This window comes from Paenibacillus sp. MY03, assembly GCF_002165585.1.
GTDB lineage: Bacteria > Bacillota > Bacilli > Paenibacillales > Paenibacillaceae > Pristimantibacillus > Pristimantibacillus agaridevorans.
Genome location: NZ_MXQD01000001.1, coordinates 291,452 through 305,953 on the forward strand (window position 1 = coordinate 291,452; position 14,502 = coordinate 305,953).

Consider the following 14,502-nt stretch of genomic DNA (forward strand, 5'->3'; position numbering starts at 1 on the left):
TGAGACGAGGATACAAGTTGGCTCCCGGTCGCTATGAAGGCCGGGGGCCATCTCGATGAAAAGGAGAAGGGGGAATCGCCAATGAACCGAAAGATGAGTATCTGGTGGATGCTTCTAATCGCAGTTACTTTGGTCGGTCTGACAACCTATATGAATCAAACAGAGGCGCTTGAAACGGAACCGTTGATTGCGAAAGAAGTTTATCGTGAAGCCCAGAATGCCGTATTCTATCTGAGGAACGTGACGGAATCGGGAACTCTGCGATCGGTTGGTACCGGCTTTCTCCTATCGGGGAACGGAAAGGCGGCTACCGCTTACCATGTCGTGCAGGGGGCGGCGTCGCTTGAAGCAACGCTAGCGGACGGTACCGTCGTGAAGAACGTCAAGGTAATGTCCTACGACGAACAAACGGATACAGCCGTGCTTCAACTTCCATTACCCAAGCTTGCCGCAGGAAAATCATACGTGTCTCTTCCGCTCCGCGAGGAGCCCGTAATGCATGGCGAACGAATATTCGCCATAGGTTATCCGCTTAAGAACACGCCGATCATTACGGAAGGCATCGTTAATGCGCCTACCGCTGACATTAATAGCCGCGAGCGCATTTTGATCTCTGCCCAAATCGCCAGCGGCATGTCGGGAGGGCCGGTTCTTGACGAGAACGGACAGCTTGCAGGCATTGTGTCAGGATCACTTCGAACAATGACAGGCATCCATCTCGTCGCGAGCACGAAGCAGTTATCAGATATTATGAACTAAAGCATAATATTGTATCTAGGCGTTCGGCTAATTGGACGATTTCATAAGCGAATACAAATAATCCACCGAACGCATAGCATATTCTTTTGATATAACCTTCCCGTTTTTAAGCAAAACAAGACAAGGAACGCTTTCGATCTGCCAGTCGTCGCGCAACCGGGGTGTAAAGTTAATATTCGTTTTGTACAGAGGATAGTCACTCCCGGCCGCCTCGACGATTTCAAGCATCCGCTCGGCGACTTTGCAGGTGCCGCATAGCGGCGTTGTAAACAGGACGGCAGTTCTGCCTACTTGTGCAGCGGCCAGTTGCTTCAATTGATGTTCGTCTACTTCCTGTAGCGGCATGTCGGGCACTCCTTCGCATAGAATATGTTTTCGTTTCTAATCATAGCAGCACTTTTTGCTTGGCTGCAAAAAAAATGAGAAAAATTCTATCGGAGCCTCTCGAAATCATATTATTTTTATTGTGGTAAAAAAATATTGAAACCATTTGAATATGCTCGCCGTATGTATCCCTGTGCAACACGGAAACGGATGAACACCCTTCAAAGGGGAGTAGCTGCAACAGTAAAGTCGTCATTACGAGAAGCTTGCTTCTCCGGCTTTATTGGCAATGCCGACATGGTATTGTTAGCGAGACCTTTGCCATCAAACGCGTAGAATCTTTCGCGTTGAGAGGCAAAGGTCTTTTTTTCGTGTAAGAGGTACTACGGAGGAAATATTAAAAATGTGGAGGGCATGGAAATGGAATTAGGATTATTGTTGGAGTATGGTTGGGTGCTGCTGGTATTAGTGGCGCTGGAAGGATTGCTCGCCGCGGATAACGCGCTCGTGCTTGCGATTATGGTTAAGCATCTGCCCGACGAGCAGCGGAAACGCGCATTGTTTTACGGACTCGCCGGCGCATTCGTATTCCGATTCTTGTCGTTATTCGTTATCTCCTTCCTCGTCGACGTATGGCAAGTGCAAGCGATCGGCGCTCTGTACCTTCTCTTTATTGCGCTAAATCACATCTTCCGGAAAGTGGTTGTCAAGAAGGGTGAAGTTGCTGCCGACAAGTCGGCCGGCAAGGAGAAAAAGCAAAGCGGCTTCTGGATGACCGTCTTCAAGGTTGAAGTGGCGGATATCGCATTCGCGATCGATTCTATCTTGGCGGCAGTTGCTCTTGCGGTTGCGCTCCCGGCATCGGGATTGCCGAAGTTCGGCGGCATGGATGGCGGACACTTCATTGTGATCTTCTTGGGCGGCTTCATCGGATTAATTATTATGCGTTTCGCCGCAACCTTGTTTGTCAAGCTGCTGGAGAGCAGACCAGGCCTCGAGATCGCTGCTTTCTGTATCGTCGGCTGGGTGGGCGTCAAGCTGGCTGTTCATACGTTGGCGCATCCTTCGCTGCATGTCATTCCGCATGATTTTGCCGAATCGACGGGCTGGAAGCTGACGTTCTATGCTGTGCTTGTAGCTATTGCGCTCTGCGGTTGGTTCCTGTCGAGCAGCAAGGAGGAGAAAGACAAGAAGCAGGTAGAAGCGGTATAATGGAATCCACGAGTCAGACAGTGGAGGAGATCGCAGGTTGGCACAGCTTTATTACAAATACGGCACGATGAACAGCGGCAAGTCGTTCGAAATTATTAAGGTAGCCCATAATTACGAGGAGCAAGGCAAACAAGTCTTAATCTATTCACCGACAATCGGAGCCAGAGGGAATACCGACCGAGTGGGTTCCCGCGTCGGGTTCGAGCGGGAAGCGATTGCGGTAGACGAAGATACGAACATGTTCGTGAACGTTAAGGCTCAGCTCGAGTCGAAGGGCCGAATCTATTGCGTGCTGATTGACGAGGCGCAGTTCCTGAAGAGGCATCACGTACTGGAACTGACGCGCATAGTCGATGAGCTCAATATTCCCGTGATGGCGTTCGGCCTGAAAAATGACTTCCAGAACCAGTTGTTCGAAGGCAGCTATAATTTATTGGTGCAAGCAGACAAGATCGAAGAAATCAAGACGATTTGCTGGTACTGCGACCGCAAAGCGACGATGGTCATCCGCTTCCGCGACGGCCAGCCAGTCCATTCGGGAGAGCAGATTCAAATCGGCGGCAATGAGGATTATAAGCCCGTTTGTCGCAAGTGTTACAACAAAGCTTTTCAATCGTCAGGAAAAGAATGAACCTTGTTTCTACAATATGGACAAGCTTGAATGAGGCCGCTCCCGCAGAGCGGCTTCTTGTTGCAACTGAAACATCCATTAAAAAAGAAGCTTCCAGCCACGAGATGTGGTTTGGAAGCTTCTTTGTCCTTTAAGCGGCTTAAGAAGCTGTTCTTGCGAGATTGAACTTAAGAGTGTAGACGCTGCTTGTCACTCACCGCATTTGCCTGCTTCTTATCGAAGTAGTAATGTTTGAAGTTTTTGACGTGGCTGTAGTAGTAACGGGATATCCGAATAATCCGTTTCAGGTTCAGGTCTTTTTTGTACCAGATGGAGTAAAGCACCTTCTTTTCCTTGTACAGCCCCTTTATTTCGGCCGCCAAGGCCGGCTCCGTAACGTATTTGCGCAGCACCGTTCTAGGGACATTGGTCCAAAGGCCGGTCCCGTTGCCGTAGACGCAATCCGTGTTTTTGCCATAGACGACTTGGTCGATCATAGCGGTGATCATGTTGAGTCCGGCCGCACGCACGAAGAAGCTGCTTCTCCCCAGCCGAGGGTTGATTTCGAACAGCATATATTTGCCCGTTCTGCTGTCGAATTTCATATCGATGTTGGAATAGCCGACATAACCGATTTTTTCGAGGAACTCCTTGATTTTGCGATAAATAGCCATGTCGGAGCGCGAAATGATCGCAGCGTAATTGCCGAGCGTTTTCGGCGCGTATTCCTCCAGCACGGGCTGGCCCAAGCACATCATCTTGACGACGCCATCGTTGTTGGAGAAGCTGTTAATGACTCGCATCGAGCTGTCTTCGCCGGGAATAAATTCCTGGATGATCAGCTTGCCCATATAATCGGATTTGTTCATGCTGCGTACCATTGTAAAATATTCGTCTTTCGACTTGAAGAAAAACACTTTTTTCTTGCCTTCGAACTGGCTGTGCAAATAGTCGTAGGCGTTGCTGTTCTCGGGCTTGACGATGATCGGGAACTGGAAATCCATATGCTCCAGCGCTTTCTCCCGCTCATGAGGCTCGCAGACGATCGTTTTCGGATAATCCAGACCGTACTGCTCGCATATCTTATAGAACTTGTCCTTCGTATCCAACGTGTCTAGCAGCTCGTGCGAGATGAAACGGTTGGCGATCAGACCTTTAAATTTGTCGTAATGACGCGACAGCATGCCGGCATAATAGTCGGAGCACGGGATGACGATCAGCTTGCGGCCCTTGGAAGCTTGTCCCTCCAAAACCGACAGCAGAGCGCCAGGAAATATGTCGTCACGGTCGAAATCGTCGATGCGAACGAGATCGAACAATTTGCTGTTCATGGTCGGGATAAGCAGGCGGCTGCACAGCAGCAGCGGTTTGATTCCGTATGCTTCGTGGATCAGTCTGACATTTCCGTATGCGTTCTCGTCGCTTCCAAGTATGATAGGCAAAAAATCGTTGTTATTCATATGGTCTCCTTGTTGAGTAGGCTCTATATTGCAGTATGATCTCAATCTACAGTCTAATACTTTCAATTGCCAAACTACAACTCTATTTTTTGCCGGATCTCCATCAATATAGTGCAATGAGGCAGGTTAACAGAATCGAATGAGCGGATCCAGCGGTTGCAGTATACTATTATTGGAAAATGAAAGCGTTGTCATCGTTGCAATCATTCAAAAGGGAGATGGTTGAAGATGGGGAACACGAGGATTCGGGCTGCACTCAAGCCTCACGCGGTGAGGCTGCTGATTCTGGCTTTGCTGGCGCAGGCCGCGCTGTTCGCGGGACCGGGGCTGCAACTGGCGGAAGCGGCGATCGGTCCGGCCGATTTCTTGAAGACGGACGGGAGGTTTATCAAAAACAATAGCGGCAATGGAGACATCGTGACGTTGCGCGGCACAAATGTCGGGGGCTGGCTTGCGCAAGAGGATTGGATGTCGCCTCTGGGCGAGTTCGCCGCCGACCGGACAGGCTGGACCGCGACGGCTTCGGCGAACGGCGGTAACGCAGGCAATGCGATTGACGGAAGCAGTACGTCCTATTGGGATACGGGAGCGAACCAAGCCAGCGGTCAATGGCTGCTGATCAATCTTGGAGCGCCGACGTTTTTCAATCGTCTCTATGTGGACGCGGGCGGAAGACCTGAAGATTACCCGCGCGGTTATACGATTGAAGCGTCGAACGACGGGACGACTTGGCGCAACATCGCCAGCGGCGCATCCGTAAGCGCGAATACGGTTGTTCGCACGATTCCACAGGTGGCGCATTACGTTCGAATCAGCCAGACGGGCACGGCTTCGAACTGGTGGTCCGTGGCGGAATTTAATCTGTTCAGCGATCCCGTGCTGAACAATGGTCCGTTTACTGCAACCGCATTCGCCTACGGGTCCGGAAGCACCGCCGCGGCGGGTGTCGACGGCGACGTGAACACGAGATGGACAAGCGGCGCCGCGCAGATGCCGGGCCAGACGTATACGATCAATCTCGGCGGGAACCGCGAAGTCAGCCGCGTGCTGATCGACGCTGGAGCGGCATCGGCAGGCGATTACGCGCGGGGGTACGAGGTATGGGGACTGACGGATGGCGTCTGGACCAAATACGCCAGCGGCATCGGCACGTCCCGGTTCATTCATGCCGAGTTCTGGTGGTCGTATTGGATGACGGAGATCCGGATCGTGCAGACGGGCACCAGCTCGAGCTGGTGGTCAATCGCGGACGTATCCGTGTTCTCCGGCGGCAGTCTGGAGCGTTCGGGCTGGACGTTGAGCGCCTCCTCCAGCGGGTCCGGCGCATCTCCGGGCAACGTGAGGGACGGCAACGCGGGCACGGTGTGGAACACGGGCGCGGCGCAAGCTCCCGGTCAATGGTTCCAGATCGATCTCGGAGCCAAAATCACTTTTAATCAAATCGTGCTCGACAACGCCAAAAATTCCGGGCAGGAGCAAGATTACCCCAGAGGCTACACCGTGCAAGTATCGCAGAACGGCAGCTCCTGGACCACCGTTGCCACAGGGCAAGGTCTGCGCAAGGCGACGCCTATTAACTTCCCGGCGGTCGGCGCCAGATACATTCGCATCAATCAGACGGGCAGCGCCGGCAATTGGTGGTCGATCGGCGAGCTCAACGTCAGCTTGAATAACGACGACTACTCGCTGTATTCCACCTTGGGGCAGCGGTTCGGCTCGTCGACGAGAGAGAGCATCTACACGACGCATCAAAACACGTGGATCGTGGAGAGCGATATCGACAATATCAAAAGCATGGGCATGAATCTCATCCGGGTGCCGATCGCCTGGTTCGAAATCGTCGATGAAAGCGGCGCGGTCAAGCCCGGCGCATGGACCAACATCGACTGGATCGTCGCCGAAGCGGCGGAGAGAGACATGTACGTCCTGCTTGATCTGCACACGGTGCCGGGAGGCGGCTGCCCGTGGGGAAGCTGCGGCCGCGTCGGACCTAATCCCAACGCGTTCTGGACGACGCCCGCCTATCAGGACACGGTCGTCGAGATTTGGAAGGCGATCGCGGCAAGGTACGTCGGCAATCCGGCGATTGCAGGGTATGATCTCATCAACGAGCCGCTGATCGATTACGCGGAGGATGGCGACGACGTCGCCCAAAAAAGCGCGTATTACGACCGGTTGTACGATGCCGTCCGCGCCATCGATCCCGATCATACGATCTACCTCGCGGCGTTCTTCAATTGGAGCAGCATTGCCGCGCCTGGCGTATATGGCTGGGAGAACGTCGTGTACGAGGTGCATCCTTACGATATGCCGAACGGCAAGGACGCGGATGCGCAAAATGCGCTCGTCGAGACGACGGTGGCGCAGGTGGGAGCGATTCAGAACGATCCCAACTGGAATATCCCGATTCTGCTCGGCGAATATTCGCTGTACCATAACGACGACGTATGGGCCAAATTTATGTCGGGCCTGAACGCGCTGGAAATTTCATGGACGAACTGGTCCTACAAAGTCCGGCAGGATCATTATCAAGGGGCGGGCGGCTACTGGGGCTTCTACAATTCGAACAGCAATCCGCTTCCCATTATCAACAGCGACAATTCCGCGACGATCGCGGCTAAGCTCGGCCAATTCGGCACGTCGCAGTTCGCGCCGAATACGAGATTTATTAACGTCGTGAGCCGGTTCGCGGACGGTCAGCCATGGATGGCTACGGTGCCGATCGACAAAAGCGGCTGGACGGCGACGGCTTCCTCGACGGAAGCGGGAGGTTCGCCGGGCAACGCCCTGGATTGGAACGCTACGACGCGTTGGAGCAGCGGAACGCCGCAAGCAAACGGACAGTGGTTCCAGGTGAATATGGGCGCACGCAAGGCGTTCGATCAAATCTCGTTCGAGACGGGCACGGGGAGCAAATGGGATTATCCGCGAGGCTATCAGGTGCAGATTTCGAACGACGGCAGCAATTGGACGACGGTCGCGAGCGGCCAAGGCTTCGGCTGGAAGCAGGCTATCGTGCTAGGTCCGCAATATGCCCAATATGTCCGGGTCGTCCAGACGGGAAGCGCGCATGAATGGTGGTCGATCTCGGAATTCCATGTGTACTCGGAGCCGGCGCTGGACAGAAGCGGCTGGACCGCCAGCGCATCGTCGACGGGAGCGGGCGATTCCGCAGGCGGAGCCCTCGACGGCAGCCTCGCGACGCGATGGAGCACCGGCGCTAACCAGGCAAGCGGACAATATTACGCGGTCGACATGGGCAAGACGCAGACTTTCAACCGGCTGCTTCTGGAGACGGGCGCTTCCTCCAGCGATTATCCTCGAGGTTATCAGATTCAGGTGTCGAATGATGGATTGAGCTGGTCGACGATTGCCTCCGGCAGCAATATGAACGCGAACTTGCTGCTGCAATTCCCTGTTCAGACGGCTCGTCATATCCGTGTTGTGCAGACGGGCACGGCAGCGAATTGGTGGGGAATCGCGGATCTGCAAGTATACGGAGAGAAGGAACTGTCGCGGACAGGCTGGACGGCATCGGCTTCGCATACGCAAGCGGGAAGCAGCGCGGGCAACGTCCTTGACGCGAGCGCATCGACGAGATGGAGCGGCGGAGTGGCGCAGGGAAGCGGCCAGACGCTCCAAGTGGATATGGGGGCGAATCGCTGGTTCAATCACATCATTATGGATTCTGGAGCCAGCACGAGCGACTATGCCAGAGGTTATGTCATCGAAGTATCCTCGAATGGTTCCAACTGGAGAACGGTAGCAAGCGGAGAGGGCGTATCCGCGACGATTGCGGCGAACTTCCCGATTACGGAAGCCCGTTATATTCGGGTAACTCTTAAGGAAGCTTCTCCGAGCTGGTGGTCCATTAGCGATTTCCGCGTGTTCGAGTAGGAGGCTGAAGCCATGAGTGGATCATTAAAGCTTAAGCAAGGGGTATCTGCCGTTTTGGCCGCGGCTATGCTGGCGACGATGGCGGCGTTTCCCGGCAAAGCTTACGCGAACGATTACCAGAATCCGTCTCTGCCAGTCGAACAGCGTGTGGCGGATCTTCTGGGACGCATGACCTTGCAGGAGAAGGTTGGGCAAATGCTGCAGGTGGAGCGGCTCGCGGCTACGCCTGCCCAGGTAGGAGCCAATTACATCGGCTCCGTATTAAGCGGAGGAGGATCCAATCCTTCCCCCAATACGAAGGAAAGCTGGGCCTCCATGGTGAACGGCTACCAGGCGGCAGCGGTCGGCACGCGGCTCGGTATCCCCATTTTGTACGGGGTAGATGCGGTGCACGGTCACAATAATGTCTATGGCGCGACGATCTTTCCGCATAATGTCGGATTGGGGGCGACGGGGGACGAAGACCTGTTGCGCCGGATCGGAGCCGCTACCGCCAGGGAGATAAGAGCCACTGGCATTCAGTGGGATTTTGCGCCGTGCTTGTGCGCGCCGCAGGATATCCGCTGGGGCAGGACGTACGAAGGTTACTCCGAGGATTCGGCCTTGGTGGCCAGATTGGGAACGGCGTTCGTGGAAGGACTGCAGGGACGGCCGGGCGAACCAGGTTTTCTGAAGGGGACGAAGGCCGTCGGCACCATCAAACATTGGCTGGGCGACGGCAACACGACGGCGGGCGATGATCAGGGCAACGTGACTTTAACGGAGAGCGCGCTGGACCCCTATATTCAGCCCTATAGGGAAGCCATCGCGGCTGGAGCAAGATCGGTCATGATCTCTCTTACCACCTGGAACGGGGCCAAAATGCATGCCGATCCTTATCTCGTCACTACGATGCTCAAGCAAGGCCTTGGGTTCGACGGCATGGTCGTCTCCGATTGGAACGGGGCGTATTCTTTGGTGAACCAGGGCGTATATCCCAATTATTCGGAGGCGCTGAAGGCGACGGTGAATGCGGGTATCGACATGTTTATGGAGCCGGACAACTGGACGCAATTTATCCCGACCCTGACGGCTCTTGTAAACGGAGGGCATGTGAGCCATGCCCGCATTAACGATGCCGTATCGCGCATTCTCAAAGTCAAATTCGAGGCTGGCCTGTTCGAAGCGCCTTACGGCGATCCGTCGCTGTTGACGGACGGCTCGTTCGGAGGAGCGGAGCATCGGGCGCTAGCCCGCGAGGCGGTACGCAAGTCCGCGGTGCTTCTCAAGAACGAAGGCAAGCTGCTGCCGCTCTCAAAGAATGCCAAGGTGTTCGTCGCAGGCTCCAAGGCCAGCGATATCGGCACGCAGTCTGGCGGATGGACGATCAGTTGGCAAGGCTCCTCCGGCGCGATAACGCCGGGCACGACGATTTTGCAAGGCATCCAGGGGGCCGTGACAAATGCCGCAAACGTCACTTACTCCGCTAACGGCATGGGAGCCGCAGGTCATGACGCCGCCATCGTCGTCGTCGGAGAAGCGCCGTCGGCGGAGATGATGGGCGACGTTGGTCCCGGCCAGCCGCGTCCGGATTTGAACCTCGGCGCGGCAGACCAAGCGGCGCTCGCGAACGTGTTGGCAAGCGGCGTTCCGACGGCGGTCGTCATGCTGTCCGGCAGACCGATGACCATAGGCGGACTGCTGCCGAATTGGGAGGCGTTCGTGGCGGCATGGCTGCCAGGCACGGAAGGCGCCGGCGTGGCCGATGTGCTGTTCGGCGACTACGACTTCACGGGCAAGCTGCCCTTTACTTGGCCTCGCGACATGGCGCAAATTCCGGCCAACTTCAATGACACCGGCTACTCTCCGCTGTTCCCGCTCGGCTACGGGTTAAACGCATTGGCAACTGGCGTTCGGGAGCTCCCTGGTGCGATCGAAGCGGAGAACTTCAATGCTTCGTTCGGCGTGCAGACCGAGGCGGCGACGGATGCGAGCGGCGGTCTAAACGTTGGTTTCATTGATGCGGGAGATTGGATGGACTATCGCGTTTTTGCTCCCGTCGCAGGCTCTTATCGACTTCGGGTTCGCGTCGCGAGCGGCAATGCAGGAGGAGCGCCTAATGCCGTCGGCGTCGCCTCGGGCGGAACGTCTTTGGCGACGCTAAGCGTTCCAGGCACGGGAGGCTGGCAGTCCTGGACGACCGTGCAAGAGACGGTCGCGCTGGCGGCAGGCACGCAGACCTTGCGGCTCTCCGCGCTTGCGGGAGGGTGGAACGCGAATTGGCTGGAGCTGATTCCGGTTTCAGCCGCGGCTTCGGGCAATCTGCTTGCCAATCCGGGCTTCGAATCGGGAGGCGCGGCCGGCTGGAACGAATGGAACGGAGGCGTGGCGGCGCAGAGCGTCGATACGGATATGCCGTATGACGGCGCCAGCAAGCTGACGCATTGGGCGGCTTCCGATTACCGGCAGCTTACCCGTCAGACGGTGAGCGTTCCGAACGGCTTGTACCGGCTAAGCGTGAAAGCGAGAACGGGCGGCGGGCAGAACGCGCTCCATCTGTACGCCAAGACGTCGGACAACGAGCGGCGAGCGAATATTTCCAGTGCCGGCTCGCAATATTGGAAGTCGTACGAAATAGATCGGATCGCAGTGACAAATGGCATCATCGAGATCGGCGTCTGGTCAGAGGCCAAAGCCGGCAATTGGGCGGCCTTCGACGCTTTCGAGCTTACGCCGGCCAATCTGCTTGCCAATCCGGGCTTCGAGCCGGGCGGCATGGCCGGATGGAACGAATGGCATAGCGGCCCGCTCGCACAGAAGACGGATGGCGACGGACCTGCCGCGGGAAGCTACAAGCTGACGCATTGGGCGGGCACGGCGTATCAGCAGTTGACGGGGCAGACGCTGGCCGTGCCGAACGGGACCTACCGTCTAAGGGCATGGGCGCGATCCGGCACGGGACACCTGGCGCTGCAGTTGTACGCCAAGGGGTACGGCGGCGCGGAGCTGACCGCTCCGATCGCGAGCGGAACGGCAGTCTGGACCCCGTACGAGATCAGCGGCATCGCGGTGACCAACGGTACTATCGAGGTCGGTGTCTGGTCGTCTGCGAATGCCGGAGCCTGGGCCGTGTTCGATCGGTTCGAGCTCGTGCGAACCTTGTAGGCGGTAGCGCAGGAGAACGCTTACAAGAGAGCGAATTGTAGGTAAGAGACAAGACCCTTACAACAGTACGTCCCGGAGAGCCGGGAGCAGGAGGAGACTATGCCGCTGCAACGAATCAGCATCCGCTTCCGGCTAATGGTGCTTATGATCACGTTAACGACGTTGCCGGTTATTACGGTAACCTGGCAAGCTACGAACAATACGAGAAGCTCCGTGGAGAAGGAGATGATTGATGCCAACGAATCCCGAATGATCTGGGCGAGCCAATATTTGGACGAATTGATCCAGCAGGTGGATACTTTGTTTTATGCGCTTCATATCCGTTCCGACCTGATTGGCGATTTGACAAGTATCGACGATATGGAAGCGGGGGAGCGTTATCGGTTGCAGAATGCTTTATTCGCAGCTATGAACACGGCTTACTATTCGTTCTCCCGCAAGATCGACAATTTGACATTGTACATCCATGCCACGAAGCGGGCGTACTCCGTCAATTATGCCAATAGCGGCATCACCCATTCGCTGGATATTAGGGAGGGTCCGTGGAGTCGTATGTTGAGCGAACCGGCAGGCTTGTATTTCAAGGCGTCCGGCGACATGCTGAGCGCGTACCATTCTATGAACGAATTCCAGGGACAGAGGTTGATTGGCGGCATCTCCGTACGAATTGACGGCAAAGTATGGGGGCAGGCGGGAGAATTATTGCAATCGGGGCCAGAAAGCGCGATCTATCTCGTCAGCGACGAGGGCGAGCTGCTTCCCGGCTCTTCGCCGTTGCCGGACGATCCGGAGCTGCTCCGCGTGTTGGAAGGAGACAAACCGCGCTCTTCGGATGTGGCGTTCGTCAGGACGAAACACGACTATGTGTTCTCTAAGCGGGTTAGCGGCGGGGAGCTTCAGGTCATCAAGGCGATACCTGCCGCGACGATCGATGCCATCGCCCAGAGGACAATGACGGCCGGTCTATGGACCGGGGTGTTGTTTACGGCGGTATCCATTCTGCTGTCTATCGTCGTATCGCTTCGCATCAGCCGCCCTATCGTCAGCCTGGCGAAGACGATGAGGAAGTCGCATATTCACGACTTCGAGATGAAGTCCGTGCAGAGCAAGGACGAGATCGGTTTGCTGGAGGCTGGCTACAACTTCATGATGGTCCGGATGAAGGCGCTCATCGAGAATGAGTACCAGCATGAAATCGATGTCAAAAACGCTCAGTTGATCGCTTTGCAGGCGCAGATCAATCCGCATTTCCTCAATAATACGCTGCATATGATCGGAGGAATGGCGCTCGCGAAGGGCGCTCCGGAAATTTATCGAGTCACGTATGTGATAGGCGATCTTCTTCGTTATTCCATTAGTTCGGAGATGGAGCAGACGGTTCAGCTAAGCAACGAGCTTAAGCATACCGGCAACTACTTGTTTATTCAGGAGCAGCGTTTCGCGGGGCGATGTTCGGTCCAGGTGGACGCGGAGGAAGGTACGGGGGGCGTCGATATTCCGAAGTTCACTCTGCAGCCGATCGTGGAGAACGCGTTCGAGCATGGCTTGCAAGGCAAGGAAGGCGAGTGGTCGCTTGAGGTAAAGGCAAGGTTGATTCGCGGGACGCTGGTGTTGATAGTTAGGGACGACGGCGTCGGGATGGGGCGCAATAAGCTGGAAGCCTTGCGGAAGGAGCTGGCTTCTGGCGAACGGACTTCCGCGTCCGCTTCTGCTTCCGAAGAGGGGCGAAGCCGGCGCGGCATCGGTCTCTCCAACGTGCACGGGAGGATCGCTATTCGTTATGGCAGACGTTACGGAGTCAGGCTGTTCAGCTCGGAAGGCAAGGGCACGCTAGTCGTGCTGACGATGCCGGCCGACGGCCTGGCTGGTGAAGGCGCAAGCGAGAAGGGGGAACGGCATGTATAACGTATTTATCATGGACGACGAGCCGTGGTCGAGGGAGGTCGTTAAGGCGCTTGGCGAGTGGGAAAAGCTGGGGCTCCGCGTGGCGGGAGAAGCCGAGGATGGCACGGAGGGGCTGCGGCAAATCGGCGATCAGCTCCCCGATATCGTTGTAACGGATATGCGAATGCCCGGCATCGATGGTGCTGAGCTGCTGCAGGCGCTTCATGTGCGCCATCCCGGCACGAAGCTGATCGTCATGAGCGGTTATGACGATTTTATCTATACAAAGGGGGCGATTCGGTCCAGAGCCATGGAGTATTTGCTCAAGCCAATCAGCCCCGAGGACTTGAATGCTGCTCTTGCTAGATGCAAGGAGGAGTTGGACCGCGAAGCGGGCACCCGCTCCTCCATTTTCGCAAGCGGCGAAGACGTGCAGCGTTACGCCGGTCACCGCTCCCGCATCTACGCCAGCTTGCTCTCGCTGGACAAAGAGCGGATCGCAGGCGCCTTCGAGTCGCTTGCCCGCGAGCTTGCAAGCGCGAAGACAAGCGTGGCGGAAGCCGGCGGCTCGTCCCGGATCGCGAGCGATTTGTTGTTCATGCTGGAGCAGTTCCTGTCCGAGCAGGAAGTGACGCTGGAGCAGCTGCTCCTTGACAGAGGCGTCGCCGCGAACGGCATGATTGATACGGCCACGGGCTCCGTTACATTGAGGAGCACAGCCTCTCCGCAAGAGGCTGCGCTGGCTGTTGGCGAGATTTACGCTTTGGCCGTCGAAGGGCTGCTCTCCTTGCGTCAGTCCCGTAGCAGGCTGGATATGGAGGATGTCGTTGCCTACATTGACGCCCATTTTCAGGACGCGATCTCGCTGGAGACGGTATCGGGGCAATTCCTGATCAGCCGGGAGCATCTCAGCCGCGCGTTTAAAGCACGTACGGGCGAGAACCTCTCGGATTATATCGTGCGCAAACGGATGGAGAAGGCGCGTTCCCTCATTGCAGTGGACCGTCTGCCTATCAAGCACGCAGCTCAACTGTCGGGGTATGAAGACATCGCGTATTTCTACCGAGTGTTTAAAAAACACTTCGGCATTACGCCGGGAGAGCTCCGCAAAGAGAGAGAGTAAGAGGTATTTCCCTTCTGCTGCGGGGCTGGCTGGCAGGCGGGGCGATCAAATGTGTATGAAAAACCGAGCACAAAGTGACGTTGGCGAGG

The 14,502-nt window shown here is 56.1% G+C and carries 9 protein-coding genes; 7 read left to right on the top strand and 2 right to left on the bottom strand.

Translation table 11 applies throughout. The annotated features are described in order from the left end of the window. Positions 1 to 81: 81 nt before the first annotated feature. Positions 82 to 759, top strand: coding sequence for a S1 family peptidase (locus B1748_RS00915; RefSeq protein WP_179215301.1), 678 nt, complete (start codon positions 82 to 84; stop codon positions 757 to 759). Between the two features lie 27 nt (positions 760 to 786). Here B1748_RS00915 and B1748_RS00920 read toward each other — a convergent pair whose 3' ends face one another. Beyond that, complete coding sequence (locus tag B1748_RS00920; protein ID WP_087565980.1) at positions 787 to 1,104, bottom strand: thioredoxin family protein; 318 nt, start codon at positions 1,102 to 1,104, stop codon at positions 787 to 789. Between the two features lie 399 nt (positions 1,105 to 1,503). Here B1748_RS00920 and B1748_RS00925 point away from each other — a divergent pair, with 399 nt between their 5' ends. Together B1748_RS00925 and B1748_RS00930 are read left to right on the top strand one after the other, a co-directional pair. Next, positions 1,504 to 2,295 (top strand): TerC family protein, encoded by a 792-nt coding sequence (locus tag B1748_RS00925; RefSeq protein WP_087565981.1) that lies wholly within the window; start codon positions 1,504 to 1,506, stop codon positions 2,293 to 2,295. 37 nt (positions 2,296 to 2,332) lie between these two features. Beyond that, on the top strand, positions 2,333 to 2,926 hold the full coding sequence (locus tag B1748_RS00930) for a thymidine kinase (RefSeq protein ID WP_087565982.1): 594 nt from the start codon (positions 2,333 to 2,335) through the stop codon (positions 2,924 to 2,926). A gap of 167 nt (positions 2,927 to 3,093) precedes the next feature. Here B1748_RS00930 and B1748_RS00935 read toward each other — a convergent pair whose 3' ends face one another. After that, on the bottom strand, positions 3,094 to 4,365 hold the full coding sequence (locus B1748_RS00935) for a carboxylate--amine ligase (protein ID WP_087565983.1): 1,272 nt from the start codon (positions 4,363 to 4,365) through the stop codon (positions 3,094 to 3,096). A 228-nt stretch (positions 4,366 to 4,593) separates the two neighbouring features. Here B1748_RS00935 and B1748_RS00940 point away from each other — a divergent pair, with 228 nt between their 5' ends. The 4 genes from B1748_RS00940 (at position 4,594) to B1748_RS00955 (ending at position 14,413) form a co-directional block, all read left to right on the top strand. Further along, entirely contained in the window at positions 4,594 to 8,262 is a 3,669-nt protein-coding gene (locus tag B1748_RS00940; protein ID WP_087565984.1) for a discoidin domain-containing protein, read from the top strand. Positions 8,263 to 8,274: 12 nt separating this feature from the next. After that, entirely contained in the window at positions 8,275 to 11,406 is a 3,132-nt protein-coding gene (locus B1748_RS36660; protein WP_179215302.1) for a glycoside hydrolase family 3 N-terminal domain-containing protein, read from the top strand. Positions 11,407 to 11,505: 99 nt separating this feature from the next. Further along, complete coding sequence (locus B1748_RS00950; RefSeq protein ID WP_087565985.1) at positions 11,506 to 13,311, top strand: sensor histidine kinase; 1,806 nt, start codon at positions 11,506 to 11,508, stop codon at positions 13,309 to 13,311. Continuing rightward, complete coding sequence (locus B1748_RS00955; RefSeq protein WP_087565986.1) at positions 13,304 to 14,413, top strand: response regulator transcription factor; 1,110 nt, start codon at positions 13,304 to 13,306, stop codon at positions 14,411 to 14,413. Before B1748_RS00950 ends, B1748_RS00955 begins: the two co-directional genes overlap by 8 nt. The last annotated feature ends 89 nt before the right edge of the window (positions 14,414 to 14,502 follow it).